This is a genomic window from Psychroflexus tropicus DSM 15496, assembly GCF_000378765.1.
Classification (GTDB): domain Bacteria; phylum Bacteroidota; class Bacteroidia; order Flavobacteriales; family Flavobacteriaceae; genus Psychroflexus; species Psychroflexus tropicus.
In genome coordinates, this window is sequence record NZ_KB905342.1 from 378,326 (window position 1) to 396,397 (window position 18,072).

At 39.4% G+C, this 18,072-nt stretch carries 13 protein-coding genes; 7 read left to right on the forward strand and 6 right to left on the reverse strand.

From position 1 onward, the window contains the following. Positions 1-53: 53 nt before the first annotated feature. A complete protein-coding gene (locus F598_RS0101650) occupies positions 54-1,208 on the reverse strand; it encodes a beta-ketoacyl synthase N-terminal-like domain-containing protein (RefSeq protein ID WP_033408212.1) in 1,155 nt (384 codons plus the stop codon). 314 nt (positions 1,209-1,522) lie between these two features. Between F598_RS0101650 and F598_RS0101655 the strand changes: the two genes are divergently transcribed. The 3 genes from F598_RS0101655 to F598_RS0101665 are packed head-to-tail and all read left to right on the forward strand — an operon-like array spanning position 1,523 to position 5,499. Beyond that, the gene (locus F598_RS0101655; protein ID WP_019037274.1) at positions 1,523-2,686 is read left to right on the forward strand and encodes a PSP1 domain-containing protein; all 1,164 of its coding nucleotides are present in this window, start codon (positions 1,523-1,525) and stop codon (positions 2,684-2,686) included. Next, a complete protein-coding gene (locus F598_RS0101660) occupies positions 2,673-3,170 on the forward strand; it encodes a gliding motility lipoprotein GldH (protein WP_019037275.1) in 498 nt (165 codons plus the stop codon). Before F598_RS0101655 ends, F598_RS0101660 begins: the two co-directional genes overlap by 14 nt. Before the next feature lie 16 nt (positions 3,171-3,186). Further along, positions 3,187-5,499 (forward strand): penicillin-binding protein 1A, encoded by a 2,313-nt coding sequence (locus F598_RS0101665; RefSeq protein WP_019037276.1) that lies wholly within the window; start codon positions 3,187-3,189, stop codon positions 5,497-5,499. Here the strand turns inward: F598_RS0101665 and queD are convergent. Then, the gene (queD, locus tag F598_RS0101670) at positions 5,496-5,948 is read right to left on the reverse strand and encodes a 6-carboxytetrahydropterin synthase QueD (RefSeq protein WP_019037277.1); all 453 of its coding nucleotides are present in this window, start codon (positions 5,946-5,948) and stop codon (positions 5,496-5,498) included. The genes F598_RS0101665 and queD overlap by 4 nt on opposite strands. Positions 5,949-6,144: 196 nt before the next feature. Between queD and F598_RS0101680 the strand changes: the two genes are divergently transcribed. Together F598_RS0101680 and F598_RS0101685 are read left to right on the forward strand one after the other, a co-directional pair. After that, complete coding sequence (locus tag F598_RS0101680; RefSeq protein WP_019037279.1) at positions 6,145-6,786, forward strand: 2OG-Fe(II) oxygenase; 642 nt, start codon at positions 6,145-6,147, stop codon at positions 6,784-6,786. A gap of 50 nt (positions 6,787-6,836) precedes the next feature. Continuing rightward, positions 6,837-8,885 (forward strand): hypothetical protein, encoded by a 2,049-nt coding sequence (locus F598_RS0101685; RefSeq protein WP_019037280.1) that lies wholly within the window; start codon positions 6,837-6,839, stop codon positions 8,883-8,885. On the opposite strand, the gene serA is transcribed toward F598_RS0101685, so the two are convergent. Together serA and F598_RS0101695 are read right to left on the reverse strand one after the other, a co-directional pair. Beyond that, the gene (gene serA, locus F598_RS0101690; protein ID WP_019037281.1) at positions 8,882-10,117 is read right to left on the reverse strand and encodes a phosphoglycerate dehydrogenase; all 1,236 of its coding nucleotides are present in this window, start codon (positions 10,115-10,117) and stop codon (positions 8,882-8,884) included. The two genes, F598_RS0101685 and serA, sit on opposite strands and share 4 nt — an antisense overlap. A 151-nt stretch (positions 10,118-10,268) precedes the next feature. After that, positions 10,269-12,047, reverse strand: coding sequence for an ABC transporter ATP-binding protein (locus F598_RS0101695; protein ID WP_019037282.1), 1,779 nt, complete (start codon positions 12,045-12,047; stop codon positions 10,269-10,271). 207 nt (positions 12,048-12,254) lie between these two features. On the opposite strand from F598_RS0101695, the gene F598_RS0101700 reads away from it, so the two are divergent. Then, a complete protein-coding gene (locus tag F598_RS0101700; RefSeq protein WP_019037283.1) occupies positions 12,255-13,835 on the forward strand; it encodes an amidohydrolase family protein in 1,581 nt (526 codons plus the stop codon). A gap of 151 nt (positions 13,836-13,986) precedes the next feature. Further along, the gene (locus tag F598_RS0101705) at positions 13,987-14,457 is read left to right on the forward strand and encodes a CBS domain-containing protein (RefSeq protein WP_019037284.1); all 471 of its coding nucleotides are present in this window, start codon (positions 13,987-13,989) and stop codon (positions 14,455-14,457) included. A gap of 542 nt (positions 14,458-14,999) precedes the next feature. Here the strand turns inward: F598_RS0101705 and F598_RS0101710 are convergent. Both F598_RS0101710 and F598_RS0101715 read right to left on the reverse strand, forming a co-directional pair. After that, positions 15,000-15,908: a histone deacetylase family protein gene (locus F598_RS0101710; RefSeq protein ID WP_019037285.1), complete on the reverse strand. Its 909-nt coding sequence runs from the start codon at positions 15,906-15,908 to the stop codon at positions 15,000-15,002. A gap of 319 nt (positions 15,909-16,227) precedes the next feature. After that, positions 16,228-18,069, reverse strand: coding sequence for a PLP-dependent aminotransferase family protein (locus F598_RS0101715; protein WP_019037286.1), 1,842 nt, complete (start codon positions 18,067-18,069; stop codon positions 16,228-16,230). Positions 18,070-18,072 lie beyond the last annotated feature (3 nt).

Below are 18,072 nucleotides of genomic sequence, written 5' to 3' on the forward strand. Positions count from 1 at the left end.
AGAAAAAAGTAGGTGTATTAGCTATTCTGAGAAATATTTGAGTCAAATTAATTTTAAGGCTCTGGCTTTTCCAGAAGAATACTTACCGCATTGCCTCCAAATCCTACTGCGTTTATCATTACTGAAGTAATCTCCGACGTCTGCTTAGCGTAGGGATAAAATGGATTTTCGAAGAACTCACCTGTCTTCAGCATCAGCAAAGCCATTTCTATACTCAGCATTCCCGAAGCACCAAACGTATGACCAAGCTTCCATTTATTCGTTGTGAGCCTCGGTAGATTTTTAAATGTTTTTTCAATGGCTTTCATTTCTGCAAGATCTCCTTTTTTGGTGCCAGGGGCATGGAGTACGATGGCATCAACCTCCGCTTTTCCTGCTTCGTCTAGTGCCATTTTCATCGATTTCTGAAAACATTTGGCATCTGAAGAAATGGATATATTATGAGTGATTTGCTCTGTGGCATAGCCGAAACCTGTGATTTGAGCGAGCGCATTTTTAGATGACCTGGACATAGCTGCTATTGCTGCTCCTTCCCCTAAAACCAATGAATTTTTATTCTTGTCAAGTTTAAGGCTTTCACAGGGGTAATCGGTGTCTAAAGTAGAATAAAGTTTTAAAGACTGCATCTGTGCCAGCGTAAATTCTGTAAGAGGAGCTTCAGAGCCACCAACCAGGAACATATCGCACATTCCAGCCTGAAGCCAGGCCTTGGCGTTGAGCATCGCATGTAGTGCGGTAGAACAGGTAATAGAGTGTTCTATATTAGGACCTTCTACTCCGATATCCTGAGCCACCCAGGAAGAAAGATTCCCTAAAGTAGTCGTTGGTGAAGTTAAAGGGGATAGAGTTTTATTTTCAATAAAATCTTTATGGTGCTTTTCAAACAAAGCAGTAGCCCCTCTGGAGGATCCTAAATTGATACCTGTAGCCTCTGGATTAAATTTCAAATTAGACACTGCTTTTCTCGCAGCGTACATTGCCATTAATACTGACTTATCCAAAGCTTTGTAACGCTGATTTTCTTCAGCAATATCCTGAATGACTTTTGAAGACGAAGCAGAAAGGCTAGCCCCAAAAACCGAAGACTCATTGAGTTTCAGTTTTGAAAAATGAGTTGAATCAGACTGATATTGCTTAAGTATACTATCCTCTTCATGCCCTAAAGCCGACATGGAACCAAAGCTATTTATGTATATAGGGTGTTTCAAACGATCTCTATTTTGAGCTGCAAAGATCGAAAAATCTAAAGCGACTCGCTATCATCCCCTCTTAATTTTAAAATGATATCCAGAAAAGAAAATAAGTTTCGACCTAAAGATCTCTAAAATAAAAAGTATAAAACCTATGCAAAACAGTGAGCCTTATCGAACACTTCATCATACGATTAAATCGACATCAAAATCAGAAGAAGTCCGAAAACACAAACAAATTTCTCTAGTAATAATTTGGTATCTTTGGTTTTTGAAATAAGAAATACTAATCTTCAGCGTTTTATTGATTAACGCTTCAATATATAGAATTTATGGGATGTAGCAGTTGCTCAACCGGCAAAGACGGGCAGCCTAAAGGCTGTAAAAATAACGGCACGTGTGGAACAGATGGGTGTAATAAACTCACCGTATTTGATTGGTTATCGGATGTAGAACTTCCAGGAGGACAAAGTGCTTTTGACTGCGTAGAAGTGCGTTTTAAGAATAGTCGTAAAGAATTTTTCAGAAATACAGAGAATTTAACCCTCTCCATTGGAGATATTGTAGCAACGGAGTCTTCTCCAGGTCATGATATTGGTATCGTCACCTTAACCGGTGAATTGGTAAGAGTACAGATGAAGAAAAAGAAGACCGATCCACACTCCAAAGATATTCCTAAGATATATCGAAAAGCCTCACAAAAAGACATCGATGTTTGGCAGACTGCCAGAGAGCGTGAAGACAATATGAAAGTAAAAGCACGGCAAATCGCTATCCGCTTAAATCTTAAAATGAAAATTAGCGATATCGAGTTTCAGGGCGATGGATCTAAGGCTGTCTTTTATTATACGGCAGAAGAACGTGTTGACTTTAGACAACTAATAAAAGAATTCGCTTATGAATTCAAAACCAGGATCGAAATGCGTCAGATTGGCTTTAGACAGGAAGCCGCCAGACTCGGAGGTATTGGTTCCTGTGGTCGTGAGCTATGTTGTTCTACCTGGCTCACTGACTTTAGAACCGTAAAAACCTCTGCAGCAAGATATCAACAATTATCGTTGAACCCCTTGAAGTTAGCTGGGCAATGTGGAAAATTGAAATGCTGCCTCAATTACGAGCTGGACACTTATCTGGAGGCCTTAAAAGACTTCCCAAGACAAGACAAAAAGCTGATAACTCAGAAAGGAGAAGCTGTTTGCCAGAAAATAGATATTTTTAAAGGTAAGTTATGGTATGCTTATGAAAAAGAATACAATAATTGGATTGAACTGGATACCGATGCTGTAAAAGTAATTTTAAAGGCTCAAAGAGAGAAGAACCCAGTGGCCAGTCTAGAAGAATTCACCTCGGAGACGGTACCTGAGAAAACTGAATTTTCTAACGATTTTGGTCAGGATAGTTTAACCCGTTTTGATAAGCCAAAACGTAAGAAGCATAAAAACAAAAGGAAGTTTAATAAGAACAAGAGGTCCAAAAAGAACAATGCAAAATCTTAAGATAGCTATATTCTTAATCTCATCTTTCTGTGTTTTAGGTTGCCAGGACAACGTGGTGTTTACTGAATTTGAGGCGTTACCTCAAGGCTGGAGTAAAACAGATACATTAGTGTTTAATTTTGAAGCTCCGGATACGATAAGGCCTTTTAATTTGTTTTTTAATACGCGATTAAATCAAGACTACGAGTTCAATAACCTCTATCTCATTTCAACTATTCATTTTCCTAATGGAAAGCAGATTGGAGATACGCTTGAATATGAAATGGCCTTTCCTGATGGAGAATTGATGGGAAGTGGATTTGGTAGTGTAAAAGAAAGCAAACTCTGGTATAAATCTAATGTGGTTTTTAAGGAACAGGGAGAATATAAAATTGAAGTGAAACAGGCCATGCGAAAATTTGGTGAGATTAAAGCTTTAGACACTTTAGGTGGCTTAATGGATTTTGGCATACAATTGGAGACGGTAGAGTCGTCTAAACCATAGACTTTTTTAAAAAATTATGAGTAAAACAGAATCATCAAAAAAAAGCTACAAGAAATACATTCTTGGCTTTTGGATCTTATTTTTAGCTGGAATTATAGCTGTAGTATTCACTTTCCTTCTCGCCAGCTGGGGAGCTTTAGGAACAATGCCAACGTTTGAGGAACTAGAAAACCCTGAGACCAACCTCGCCACCGAAGTCATTTCTGCAGACGGAAAAACCCTTGGTAAATACTTTAAAGAAAACAGAACGCCAGTCAATTATGAAGATCTTCCCGATCATTTGATCAACGCTTTAGTCTCCACGGAAGACGAACGTTTTTACAGCCACTCGGGTATAGACGCTAGAGGAACCTTAAGGGCTGCTGTATTTCTTGGGCAACGCGGTGGTGCCAGTACCATTACACAGCAGCTATCAAAATTATTGTTTACTGATCCTAACAAGAGAGGGACGTTCAATCGTATCATACAGAAGGTAAAAGAATGGGTGATCGCTGTAAGGCTTGAGGAACAGTACGCCAAAAATGAAATTATCACCATGTACCTCAACAAGTTCGATTTTCTTTATCAGGCTGTAGGAATTCGTTCAGCTGCCAGAATCTATTTTTCTAAGGAACCTAATGAACTGACGATTGAAGAATCTGCTACGCTTGTAGCCATGTTAAAAAACCCTATTCTTTATAATCCAGAAAAAGAACAATTTAAAGCCAATTCTCTACAAAGAAGAAATCAGGTGTTGAAACAAATGGAGAAAAATGGATTTTTGACCACTAAAGTTAAAGATTCACTTCAGAATTTACCCCTAACCACTTACTTTTCTCCAGAAGAACATGATGACGGCATAGCCACCTATTTTAGGGCTTATGTCCAGGAATTTATGAAAGACTGGATTGAAGACAACCCAAAACCTGATGGGAGCTCTTACAGCATGTACAGCGATGGTCTTAAAATCTATACGACGGTAGACTCCAAAATGCAAACCTATGCGGAGACTGCAGTAGAAAAGCACCTAAGAAATCTTCAAAAAGAATTTGATGCTCAGAACATCGGAAATAAAACGGCTCCTTTTAGAGGAATTACGGCTTCAGAAATAGAAAAGATCATTCAAAGAGGCATCAAAAACTCAGACCGTTACAGAAAAATGACTCGCCAGGGCATAGATGAAGATTCCATCATGGCTAGCTTCAACAGAAAACGCGAAATGCGTTTATTCTCCTGGGATGGGCCAATTGACACCTTGATGACGCCTCGAGACTCAATTCGTTATTACAAATCCTTTTTAAATACCGGGATGATGTCCATGACGCCTCAAACCGGAGAAGTGAAAGCCTGGGTAGGTGGTGTGAATTACAAGTTTTTTAAATATGAACACGTGAAACAAGCCAGAAGGCAGGTAGGGTCTACGTTTAAACCTTTTGTCTATGCGACAGCAATCGATCAGTTGCATTACTCACCATGTTATGAATTACCAAATAATCCCTTCACCATACCAAAAGGAAAGCACGGCGTCACCGAAGATTGGACTCCTGCCAACAGTGGTGATGAATACGGAGGATTAGTGTCCTTGAAAAAGGCTCTGGCAAAATCCATAAATACCATTACCGCGAGAGTGATCGACAAAACAGGTCCAGAAAGCGTGATTAGCCTGGCCGATAAACTTGGGGTAGACACGTCCAATATTCTTCCTGTAGCGGCTATCGCTTTGGGAACTCCAGACATAAGCGTTTACGAAATGGTTTCGGCTTACAGTACGTTTGCCAACAAAGGCGTTTACGTAAAACCATATACCATTCAACGTATTGAAGATAAAAACGGCACTATTCTTTATCAGCACACCCCAGAAAGCCGGGATGTCTTAAGTGAAGAATCCGCCTATGTTACCATCAATTTACTGGAAGGGGTAACCAAGTTTGGTTCTGGTGTACGTTTAAGAACTAATAGCGATTACATAAAAAATAGAGAGGATTACAAAAAAGCGGTAACGGGTTATCCTTATGCGTTTGATAATGCTATTGCTGGAAAGACGGGAACGACTCAAAATCAAAGTGATGGCTGGTTCATCGGGATGGTACCTAACCTGGCTACTGGAGTTTGGGTTGGTGGTGAAGACCGAAGTGTTAGATTCCCAACGATCACTTACGGACAAGGAGCAACCTTAGCCTTACCGATCTGGGGGATGTATATGAAAGACGTTTATGCAGACGAAAGCCTGGATATTTCGAAAGATGAATTTGAAAAACCAGATAATCTAAGTATTCAAATCGATTGTGATGAAAATGATGAAGAAGAAACTGAAGAAGAAGCTGTCCCTGAGTTTGAAATCGATTTTTAAGAATTATCGCTAGCAAACCATTCAGCAAAAGCCGTTTCGGTTTCTCTAAGTTTAAGAGAGTGTAATTTAAGGCTGGAATCCAGGCGTTTTGAAATTCGCTGAGCAAAATCAGCTACCATATTCTCACTTGTTGGCTGGTAATCGACCAACACTACATCATGACCAGAAGCCATAAGGTCTTTTGCTAAACTTAAGTGAGGGGTTTCTTTATTGAGCAAAATAGCGTGGTCCATGGTATCCACCACTTCAGATTTTACAATTTTCTTAAGATCACCAAAGTCGATGACCATTCCACATTTGACGTTGTTCATATCAGTAATCGGCTCCCCGATGACTGTCACATCCAACTTGTAACTATGCCCGTGAATATTCTTGCATTTCCCATCGTATCCATAGAGAGCATGGGCAGTTTCAAAAGTAAATTGTTTGGTAATTCTAATTTTTGCCATGGCTTCAAATCTTGGGGCAAAGATACTGGATTTGAAAAATTAAAGCGAGCAGCAAGACTGCTCTTTTATATCGGACATGATTTATTTATCATTTTTTTGAATATGACTGGTCTAAAAATCAAACATAATTGTCTTTATAACCAGGCCCAACCTATTGAAATATCACCTAAATTTGAAGGCTAAATCTTTCTAAAATATGGATACATCATTGCTAACAGAAGCGATTCCCTTTGAGGAAAATCTTCAATTCGAATCGATTATTTCAGACCTTTTGAAGCAGAAGTATTCGATTTGCGATACTTTTTTTGAAGATCAATTAGTCCATCAGCTCAGAGAGAAGCTGATATTAATGTATCATCAAAGCGATCTCAAAAAAGCAGCTATCGGGAATAAAGTGAATGAGTCTATTGAAAAAAGCATTCGAGGAGACTACATTCAATGGATAGATGAACAAGGCGCCGACTCGGTAGAAAAAGCTTTTTTTGAGCGGATAAATGCTTTAAAAAACTATCTGAATAAAACCTGTTTTATGGGGCTGCTTCACAAAGAGTTTCATTATGCAGTATACCCAAAAGGGACGTTCTACAAGCGACATATCGATACGTTCCAGAATGACGACAGGCGTAAACTGTCTATGGTTTGCTATCTCAATGATGAATCCTGGAGTCCAAGCAATGGTGGTGATTTGGTACTTTACCCTGAAGGCCTGGAACAAATTCACATTCATCCTTTACCAGGTAGAGTAGTCATTTTTGAAAGTCAGATTCTGGAACACGAGGTGAAAAAAGTAATCAATGATGAACGACTAAGTATTACAGGTTGGTTAAAAACAAGATAAATTGAGTTCAATAAAGTAAAAAGACTCTAATTTTGAGATTTTATGAGCATATGGCTAAGCAACAACAGGATTTATACGCATTTTTCAAAACCTATTTTAAGGATAAGTCCTGGAAGAATGTTTCGGCACAGGTAGACCTGCTGATCAAACTGGTAGACCTACTCAGACCAGAATCTATAGAGGAGAAAAAACCTGTTACTCTAAATCCTCTCATTTATCTTTTAAAGGACAATAACGAGTATCGATCTCAATTAGCAGATTACCTCAACACCTTGCTTAAAGGAAAGGTTTTCCATTCATTAATTTCTGATGCAGGCATCCCAGAAGAGTCGGATTTTTTCTTCGAGATAAAAGAGAAATTATTTGCTAAATTTCTTCCTAAACAACCAGAGGAGTGCGATCTGGAATTTATACTCAATCAGGTATTTTATAAGACCGACGATACGGAGTGGATAGAAAAAATTGATCCGGGTGAATTTAGGATTTTATTCACCTTGCTTGAGTTCAAGCCCATAAATACCTCTGTTGAAGTAGAATCACCCTTGTCTGAAGTTCTGTTTGCTTTCGAAATCATGACCCTAAGAATATGTGGCAATGCTTTGGAGACTAAAGTGATGAAAATGGTTCCGGAATACAACAACCTGGATAGTCCATTTGTCGCCTTTCAAAATGACCTGAGTCTGATAGAAAAACGAATTTTAAATGATGAATCCCATTGTATTTCACCAGATGATGAAGATTTCAAACAGCTTTTTGTCTTGCTTCAACAGTGTAAAGACTATGTAAATCAGGCTTATAAAAACAGTAAAAAGTACGGTATTTCTTTAAGAGTAAATCAAGATCTATTACGCATTAAAAGACAACTTTTACGGATGGAAGTGACGCTGCCGTTCCTTTCAGCAGAAGATGATGACGATTTAAGAGAGAACACCATCAACTTAGGAAAGAGGCTTATCAAACATCATTGTTATAAAAACAATTTGAGTAAATTTTTCGACGAAGGCACACGCGTTTTATCCTACGAAATCACAGAGCAAACGGCCAAAACCGGTGAGCATTACATCACCAAAACCAGAAAAGGCTATTTCAGAATGCTTTTAACCTCTATTGGTGGAGGATTAATTGTAGGCTTGATGTGTGTCTCTAAAATTTTACTCTATAAGCTTGAACTCAGCAGTTTTGGCGAAGCGTTTTTATATAGTATGAATTATTCTATCGGGTTTATGATACTTTATCTTTTAGGGTTTACCTTAGCCACCAAACAACCGGCTATGACAGCTTCTACCCTGATTTCTGCTGTTGAAACCGGGATGAAAACCAAAGGCTCCAGGCGAATTAAACATAAAGCCTTTGCAAAACTCTTCTCTGAAGTTTTCCGCTCTCAATTTGTAGCTTTCATAGGAAACATTATTATGGCCTTTCCGGTGGCCATGCTTGTGGTTTACTTGGTAGATCTCAACATAGATTATAATATCGCTGAAGCAAAATGGGAGAAATTGATCAAAAAACTGAATCCCATTGGTTCATTAGCAATTCTTCATGCAGGTATAGCAGGTATCTATCTGTTTCTTGCCGGAATTATTGCCGGGGGCATAGCCAACCGAAACAAATTCAATGATGTGTATAGCCGTATCGGCCAGCATCCCTATCTCAAGCGAAATTTTGGTAAAAAATTTGCGGTTAAACTCGCTAAATTCATCGAGAATAAATGGGCAGGACTTATGTCCAATTTTTGGTTTGGAGTGTTTATGGGCAGTACCGCTTCCGTGGGTGTTTTTTTAGGGTTGAATTTAGACATTCGTCACATTGCCTTTTCAGCTGGAAATTTCGCTCTGGGAATGTATGGCTCTGAGTTTACGCTCACTTCTGAAATGATTATCTGGTCACTGGCAGGTATTTTCTTTATAGGGATGATGAACTTCTGGGTCAGTTTTGGGCTTTCTATGCTGGTGGCCTTTCGGTCCAGAAGAATTCCTTTATCAGAATTTAAAGCTATTGTTCTTTCAGTTCTGAATTATTTAACTAACAGACCTATTGTCTTTTTTTGGCCGCCCAAAGAACAGGCAACAGAAAACGTAGAGACCGATCAAAATCATTAATAAAGTATCCTTACTTTAATGGTGTGATCAATACGTTTTAGCTCTTTCAAAGTGTACAGAGAGTCGTTTTTTGCAATATCTAATACAACATAACCCACATCAAAATTAGTACTTAAATACTGGCCAAGTATATTCACATTTAGTTTTGAGATTTTGGAATTGATTTCAGAAAGCACTCCAGATACATTTTTGTGAATATGTAAAATTCGATGTGTGTCTTCCATTTTTGGAAGCGATAACTCAGGTATAGAATGGCTGCCAATGCTGGTACCACTTTCGATATACTTTATCAATTTTGAAGACACATCCAGACCAATATTCCACTGGGCTTCTTCGGTTGAGCCTCCGATATGAGGAGTCAATATCACATTAGAAACATTCTGTAGTGAAGAGCTGAATTTCTCCTCCTTATTTTTTGGTTCTTCTGGAAAAACATCAACAGCAGCACCGCTAATTCTCTTTTCCTCCAAAGCAATTTTTAAAGCATCTATATCAACGACATCTCCACGGCTCATGTTAATTAACAACTGCCCTTTGGTGAACCATGATAACACCTTTTTATCCAATAAGTTTTGAGTTCCTGAATTCCCAGGAACATGTAGTGTTAGGATGTCGCTTTCTTCAATTAAAGTCTTCAGACTATCTACTTTCTCTGCGTTGCCTAAAGGTAATTTATTATCTACATCGTAATAAGATACTTTAAGTCCCATGGCCTCAGCCAAGATCGAAACCTGAGATCCTATGTGGCCGTAGCCAATCACCCCAAGTCGTTTCCCTCTGATCTCATGAGAATTTACAGAACTTTTATCCCATTCTCCCGCATGAGCTGCTTTATCTTTATCTGGAATTCTTCGTATCAACATGATAGCAGTAGCAATAACCAGCTCCGCTACAGAACGCGTATTGCTGAAAGGAGCATTAAAGACACAAACGCCTGCTTTGTTTGCCGCATCCAAATCCACCTGATTGGTGCCAATACAAAAGCAACCAATAGCTACTAGCTTCTTAGCCTTTTTAATCACCGCTTCGGTCATTTGGGTTTTAGACCGTATACAAACCACTTTAGCATCTTTCAACACCTCATCCAATTCCTCTCCAGACAGTGCTCCAGCATGTTGCTCGATGTGGGTATAACCCATTTTTTTGAAGGTATCTACTGCCGAAACGCTAATGCTTTCGAGCAGTACAATTTTTATTTTATCTTTAGGGAAAGAGGTTTTAAGAGGAGCCATAATTCTTAGTATAAGCCATTAGAAGCCTCTAAAGTATTAAATTAGATGAAAGCAATTTGAATAATTGAAATGTTTTTATCCACAAAAACTCAATACTATATTACGCAATCGATACAGTAATCCTCTCTTTATTTTTAGCAAGTTGATTATTCTAATTTAGCTCCATCTGCAATTGAATTAGCTTATGGTAAAGACCGTTTTCACGTTCAATTAGATCCGAGTGAGTGCCTTTCTCAACAATTTCTCCATCTTCTAAAACCAAAATCTGATCGGCATTTTTAATGGTCGACAGGCGGTGGGCAATCACAAAAGATGTCCTGCCTATCATCAACTTTTCTAAAGCTTCTTGGACTAAATGTTCAGATTCTGAATCCAAAGAACTGGTCGCTTCGTCCAGAATTAAAATTACTGGATTTTTTAGCACTGCACGCGCTATAGCTACACGCTGACGTTGCCCTCCAGACAATTGCACACCTCGTTCCCCCACAACAGTCTCGTATTGGTCTGGGAAGGACATGATAAAGTCGTGAGCGTTCGCTTTTTTGGCCGCTTCCACAATTTCTTGGTCCGTGGCTTCTGGTTTACCGTAAGCTATATTTTCTTTGATGGTTCCCCCAAAAAGTAAAATATCCTGAGGCACAATGGCCATCTGACTTCTTAAATCGTGTAAGGTAAATTCTGAAGCAGGATTGTCATCGAGTAACATCTCCCCGTCTTGTGGTTCGTAAAATCTTAAAATTAAAGAAGCAATAGTAGATTTACCAGCCCCACTGGGGCCCACAATGGCAATCGATTCTCCGGCTTCAGCTTCAAAATTAATATTTTCTAACACCGTAAGTTCCGGTCGGGTAGGATATGCAAATTTTAAGTCTTTAAAGCTTAGCTTACCATGAATAGGTTGTGGAGTAGATTTTTCTTCGATCACTTCCGGCTCTTCATCAATCAGATCGAACACCCGCTCTGTAGCACCAATCGCCTTTTGAATTTGAGCGTATTGAATAGGCAATCCTCCAATAGAAGCGCCTACAAAAATGGTATATAAAATAAAAGTGATGAGTTGCGACTGACTCAACTCACCTACATTTTGAAGCTTAACCGCATACCAAACTAACAGCACGATAGCGCCAAAAATGCAGAAGATGATAAAGGATGAAAAAGCACCTCTAGCCAAGCCTCCTTTGATGGCAATCTTCTTGATGTCATCGACTGCTAACTTATACCTCAGCATTTCAAAGGCTTCGTTGGTAAATGCTTTCACGTTGGCAATTCCCTGAAGGCTTTCGCCAACAATGGTATTTGAATCTGCTACTTTGTCCTGAGCTTGTTTTGATAATTTTTTGATGAATCGTCCAAAAAATACAGCGACGATTGCAAATACAGGAATGGTGGCCAGCATCAATAGTGAAAGCTTGACCGAAGTAAAAAACAGAGCTGTAATACCTCCGATAACAATGATCATCTGCCTTAAAAATTCAGCAATCCCAGTGGTAAACGTATCCTGAATCTGAGAAATATCAGCCGCTACTCGACTGTTGAGTTCGCTAACTCGTCGAGAAGAAAAGAACTGCATAGGCATCTTTACCAAAGTATTGTAGGTATCCTGCCTTATAGAAGACAACATATTCTCGGTTACGTTGACAAACAGAACCACTCTAAAAAAGGAAAACACCGCCTGGGCAGTAAATAAGGCAAGAAGAATCAACCCCATTCTATTGATATCATCTGAAGAAAAATCAGCCGTCTCAATCAGATCACCCATCAACTTAGGAAAGAGTAAAGCAGTAAGACCTGTAAACCCTAAAAAAATCATCCCTAGGATTAGCTTCCACTTATGTGGACCGATGTATTTAAATAAGCGTAAAGATTTTTTTAGATTCTGCTTATTCAGTTTTACTTTAGGAAGATCAGATTCTTTTTTTCGTTTAGCCATTCTGGTCGTTGAATTCTTACTTGACCCTGCAAAGTTAACCTTAAGCAAGAACGAAACCCTAAAACTAAACTTAAATGTCTTAAAAAATATCTAGAGGCCAGAGGTTTAGCAGTATCAAATTCGGCAGTATAATCTGAGCAAGCTCTTTGCTAAAAATGGTTGTAGTAGATAAACTTTCATACCTTTATTTTTTTAGAAACATATATCATGAGAACGCTACTATTACCCTTACTTATTTTGTTTGTTCAATTATCCTCCTGGGCACAAATTCAAAGTGCACCAGATCGCGCTGAAGGGGAAGGCCCCTGGCCACAACTTATCATTAGAGGAGCTACGCTTATTAACGGGAATGGAGCTCCACCTACAGGACCTGTGGACATAGTAGTGGAAAACAATATGATTACCGACATCCAAACTGTGGGCTATCCAGGGGTAGAGATCGACGATACAAAAAGACCTCAGCTCAAATCCGGAGGCAAAGAACTAGACGCCTCGGGGATGTACTTAATGCCTGGATTTGTGGATATGCACGGTCATATTGGCGGCGAAGCCCAGGGCACTCCTGCAGAATATGTGTTTAAGTTGTGGATGGGACACGGTGTGACTACCATTCGAGACCCCTCAGCGGGTAACGGGCTGGACTGGGTACTAGAACACAAGAAAAAGTCGGCCAACAACGAAATAACAGCTCCAAGAATTTTGGCCTATACCGCATTTGGGCAAGGGAGTGAACAGAAAATAAGTTCGCCAGAAATGGCCAGGGATTGGGTTAAGACCAATGCTAAAAATGGAGCGGATGGTATCAAGTTTTTTGGAGCCCGCCCTGAGATCATGAAAGCTGCACTGGAAGAAAATAAACGACTGGGCTTACGTTCTGCTATGCACCATGCTCAGATGGATGTGGCCGGATGGAACGTTTTAAACTCAGCAAGAGCCGGACTGACCAGCATGGAGCATTGGTATGGCTTGCCGGAAGCTATGTTTACCGACCGAACTGTGCAACATTATAAGCTAGACTATAACTATAATAATGAACAAGATCGCTTTGCCGGAGCTGGTGAATTGTGGAAACAGGCAGCCCAGCCTTACTCTGAAAAGTGGAATGAGGTGATGAATGAACTACTGGAACTCGATTTTACCATCGATCCCACCTTCAACATTTATGAAGCTAATCGCGATTTGATGAGAACCAGCCGAGCCGAATGGCACGAAGAGTATACTCTGCCTTCGCTTTGGGAGTTTTACCAGCCCAGTAAAATATCTCATGGCTCGCACTGGCATTACTGGGGAACCGAAGAGGAGACCAGCTGGAGAAAAAACTATGAGTTGTGGATGACGTTTGTGAACGAGTATAAAAACCGAGGCGGACGAGTGACCACAGGATCAGACTCTGGATTTATCTTTCAATTGTATGGATTTGCTTATGTACGCGAATTGGAGCTCCTTCGTGAAGCTGGATTTCACCCCTTGGAAATTATGATGTCTGCAACTCTCAAAGGAGCAGAAGCTCTGGGGATGGAAGATCAAATTGGGAGCGTAGAAATCGGTAAACTTGCTGATTTTGTGATTGTAGAAGAAAATCCATTAGAAAACTTGAAGGTGCTTTATGGAACCGGAGCTATCAAATTAACAGAAGATAACGAGGTGACTCGAGTTGGCGGAGTGAAATACACCATCAAGGATGGAATTATTTATGATGCTCAACAGCTTTTGAAGGACGTAAAACAAATGGTGAAAGAAGATAAGGCTAAGTCGGGCTATGAAATAAAACCGCCAGGAAAGCAATAAAGTATGTTTTCTAGATAAGACCTTTTCGGTTACTTGCTTTGAAGTAAAATTCACACCTCCTTGCTCTAATAATTGATATAAAGTCAATTTTTAACTATTAAAATTGTGTATTTATTATTTTAATACTTAATTTAATGTCAAATTATAAGTTATGGGTATTAAAAGTTTTCAAGGAAAGCAAGTTGGTGATGCCAACGTACAGGCAGAAAAAATCACGGTAAGGGATTGCATGTCTCAAAGCATGATTCTTTTTAATAAAGACCAAAGTATTATAGAGGTTGTTGATATGCTGATTAAATTCAGAGTGTCTGGAGGTCCTGTGGTGGATGAGCATAAACGTGTCATTGGTATCATTTCTGAGGGCGACTGTGTCAAACAAATTTCTGAAAGCCGATACTATAACATGCCCATGGAAGACACCAGCGTAGAGCGCTATATGTCCCGTGAAGTGGAGACCATTTCTCCAGATGTAAATCTCTTTGATGTGGCGAATTTATTTTTAAAATCTAAGCGCCGACGCTTTCCCGTGGTGGAAGATGATAAAATCATAGGTATTGTGAGTCAAAAAGATGTCTTGAGAACTGCTCTTATGCTCAAAGGTTTTAGCTGGAAGCATAAGTAGTGAATAGTGAATAGTGAATAGTGAATAGTGAATAGTGAATAGTGAATAGTGAATAGTGAATAGTGAATAGTGAATAGTGAATAGTGAATAGTGAATAGTGAATTTATTAACTATCAGGTTAAAAACTATCGAATTGTGAATTTTATTTCCTCAAAAACTCACTGACTCAAAAACTAAAAATAAAGAACACTCAATACCGAATATCGAAGCCTTCTCTAATCATCTAAGTGGTATTTTTTCAAATTTTTTCCTAATCCCTAAAACCTACCCACTATTTCAAAATTCAAAATTGGTATTTCAAATTTTTTAAAAAATTAAAGACTCAAAACTCACGGACTCAAAACTAAAAATAACGAATACTCCAACACCGAATATTAAAGTCTTATCTAATCATCTAAATGGGATTTTTTCAGATCTTTTCCTAATCCTTAAAACCTACCCACTATTTCCTATTTCAAAATTCAAAATTGGTATTCAAATTTTTAAAACTCATCGACTAAAAAACTCACGACCTCGTTGACTCAAAAACTAAAGAACCACTGTCAAAAGAACATCAGCTGAGCTGTGCGGTACGTATTAGCATGAGCGTTGATAATGGTTTTGATGTCTTTGGAGTATCCTCCTCCCATACTCACTTCTACAGGGATGTCATACTTCAGGCATTGTTCAAACACAAATTCGTCTCGTTGTTTACATCCGGCAACCGTGCAACCGAGTTTACCGAGTTTATCGGTGCTTAGAATATCCACTCCAGAGAGGAAGAAGATAAAGTCCGGTTTTACCTTTTCTATTAATCCAGGCAAAGTGTTTCTTAGAGCCGTGAGGTAGTGTTCATCATCGCAGTCATTTTCCATCGGTAAATCGAGATCGGAGATTTCTTTCTTAAAGGGGTAATTGCTCTTACCATGCATAGAGAAGGTAAACACTCTATCGTCCTGTTGAAAAATTTCTGCTGTGCCATTGCCCTGATGCACATCCAGGTCTACAACTAGGATTTGTTTGGCCAGTTTATTTTGAAGTAAATACTGCGCCCCAACGGCTTGATCGTTGAGCATACAAAAGGCTTCACCGTGATCGGAATAAGCATGGTGAGTTCCTCCGGCAATGTTCATAGCTACACCATGTTCCAGAGCATAATGGCAAGCTTTTATAGTGCCGTCGGTGATGATGCGCTCGCGTTCGACCAATTCAGCTGAAAGTGGAAAACCAATTTTTCTGGCTTTTCTGGGTTCTATAGTGAGGCTGTACAATTCCTTAAGATACTCAGGTGTATGTACAGACCGGATGTACTTTTCGTTCTCTTCTCTCACCTCGGGCTGAAAAAAATTCTCCTGCTCACAAGTGCCTTCATGCAACAACTGCTTGGGCAGCAAGTCGTATTTCTCCATCGGAAAACGATGGCCTTCTGGTAGAGGGTGTTTATAAATGGGGTGAAAAGCGACTTTGAGCATATATACCTAATAAAGAACCACAAAATAAATACAATTAACAATGGGCTTTGCTCTAAAGGATTTTAAATGTTTGGTAAAATTAACCTTAAGTAGTGACCTTCAGGTCTACTAATTCAAAATACCGCAAAGGCGCAGAGAATGCAGAGACTCAAATTAAAATTTTAAACCTCCTGCTTCTGTCTTCTTGGATAAATAAAACCACAACAAAGCATTAAGAGATGTATTTTTTGACTTTTAGATCAACGCTGGCAAATTCAGCATAAAAAACCTGTCCCCTACAAAAGCAAGGAGACAGGGTTATTATTTTAGTTAAATTACTCTAGAGCTGGTTCACAAACTCTTTAAACACCTGCATGTGTTTATCCAGATCCAAATCTGGTGAAACCGATACCCGAGCGATGTAGTCTTTGTCTTCTTCTTTGGTGGTACCCTGGGTGGAAGTGGCAGGAATGGTCCAGTAACAGCCTTTTAATTGACCGTAACTCACGCAGTGCTTGCTTTCTGGAATCTGAGTAATCATCATCGTAATCAACTTATGGTTAAGTTCCCGTTTATAAGTTTCCCGTTCTTCTGGAGTACCTCCTTTGGTTGGCAGGTCCAGCGAAAATACTGAAGGCGTGAAGCCCTGCTCAACCACCTCATCGGGGACAAAATTGATTTTGGCTTCAGGTAGTTCAGCTTTGATAAAATCAACAAACTCACGAGTATTCTTATAAGCGTCTTTTATCCTTTTATTCATCGATGGTAATTGCTCGGCTAATATTTCAACCTGCAAATCTGTGGCTTCATTATCGCACAGCTGAAAATGCTTCTGAATACTTGTCATCAGATGATCTGCCTTTTCATTGGCTACACAATAGCCGGCCGTACACCTTCCTCCGCTTGGGAATTTGGAACCACTCACGTAAGAGATGGTCATAATGTCTGAAAACAATCCATCTTTACTCAAAAAGTGTGCATTTGGACAGAAGGTCTGGTCTAAAATAAATACAGGCGCTATGGCTTGTTCTCCCGATGGAGTTTGACGTTCTTTTTTTAAGACATTGGTTAAGGCTTCAATATCAGGAACTTCCACTCTTGGATTGGTTGGAATTTCTGCAATGATGTAAGGCACAGCATCATCCTTGGCGGTTTGATCCAAAACCTGATTTGAACTTTGAACCATATCATTATCCTGATCTACAGGCAAGTCCATAATATCAACGCCGTCTATCGCATCCACCACGCGTCTGGCCTGATCGTTGGTTCCTCCATAGCAGTTGGGAGGGACAATAATTTTGATGCGTTTTCCAGGGTGTTTGGTTTTTGCATCATCGATAAGACCCATCATAATGGCATATTGTACCGACAGACCGCAGGAGCCTAATAATACATCAGAAGTCGCTAAGGTGATGCCTTGTACTGAATTAATAACCTGAGCCAGATTAGTCGCTCGGTCCTGGTTTCTAACTATTGTGGGAGTGATGCCCACAAAACGCTGCAAAGCTTCAAAGGAATCGTCTGGTGTCATCGCCACCGTTTCTCTTCGTCTGACGTGCTGTATATCGGAAACATAGCTTTGATTCTTGTCTCCATTTACGATCAAGATACTTCCTAATTTAGGATAGAGATTGATATAAAAATCGATGGCTGGATTCAATTCTACCTGTCCCACTTCGTGGTCCTGAGAAATAAAAATAGTACTTCCTTCAGATGCAGGAATATCCTTAATGCTGTTCACTTTTTTCAAATCAAAACTATAACCATAAACACGCTTTAAAGTGTCTGCATCAAAGAAGTCTGGTAAATCTTGGGCATAACAGATTTGAGTGTGTTTGCCGTGAAGCTTGTTCGTTCGTAATACCGCAAAGGTGGACATGGTCTGGGAAGAAAAACTGATGACTCGTTCAGAGTCCATTTCATATTTATGAGCAATTCCCCATTCTAAAACTGAAGATAAAGGATGCCCTAATCGAATATAATCGTAGGCTGTTGGAAGCTTGGCAAGCTTAGATGTATCCACAGCATGGTTTTGATATAATACTTCCAGCTGATCCAAAAACTCAGTTTTGGCTTTACTTTCGTTATAGATATCTAATCTGTGCGTTGTGAGTTTTAGCCAGTCGGTTGGGACATGGTCTAAAATAGATTTTATAAATGACTGAACGTTATGATCTTGCATAGC

What these genes read in the sequence shown, in the direction of transcription:
- F598_RS0101705 (WP_019037284.1), top strand. Translation starts at nt 13,987, where the DNA reads ATGGGTATTAAAAGTTTTCAAGGAAAGCAAGTTGGTGATGCCAACGTA.
- serA (WP_019037281.1), bottom strand. Translation starts at nt 10,117, where the DNA reads ATGGCTCCTCTTAAAACCTCTTTCCCTAAAGATAAAATAAAAATTGTA.
- queD (WP_019037277.1), bottom strand. Translation starts at nt 5,948, where the DNA reads ATGGCAAAAATTAGAATTACCAAACAATTTACTTTTGAAACTGCCCAT.
- F598_RS0101685 (WP_019037280.1), top strand. Translation starts at nt 6,837, where the DNA reads ATGGCTAAGCAACAACAGGATTTATACGCATTTTTCAAAACCTATTTT.
- F598_RS0101660 (WP_019037275.1), top strand. Translation starts at nt 2,673, where the DNA reads ATGCAAAATCTTAAGATAGCTATATTCTTAATCTCATCTTTCTGTGTT.
- F598_RS0101665 (WP_019037276.1), top strand. Translation starts at nt 3,187, where the DNA reads ATGAGTAAAACAGAATCATCAAAAAAAAGCTACAAGAAATACATTCTT.
- F598_RS0101695 (WP_019037282.1), bottom strand. Translation starts at nt 12,047, where the DNA reads ATGGCTAAACGAAAAAAAGAATCTGATCTTCCTAAAGTAAAACTGAAT.
- F598_RS0101655 (WP_019037274.1), top strand. Translation starts at nt 1,523, where the DNA reads ATGGGATGTAGCAGTTGCTCAACCGGCAAAGACGGGCAGCCTAAAGGC.
- F598_RS0101715 (WP_019037286.1), bottom strand. Translation starts at nt 18,069, where the DNA reads ATGCAAGATCATAACGTTCAGTCATTTATAAAATCTATTTTAGACCAT.
- F598_RS0101680 (WP_019037279.1), top strand. Translation starts at nt 6,145, where the DNA reads ATGGATACATCATTGCTAACAGAAGCGATTCCCTTTGAGGAAAATCTT.
- F598_RS0101710 (WP_019037285.1), bottom strand. Translation starts at nt 15,908, where the DNA reads ATGCTCAAAGTCGCTTTTCACCCCATTTATAAACACCCTCTACCAGAA.
- F598_RS0101700 (WP_019037283.1), top strand. Translation starts at nt 12,255, where the DNA reads ATGAGAACGCTACTATTACCCTTACTTATTTTGTTTGTTCAATTATCC.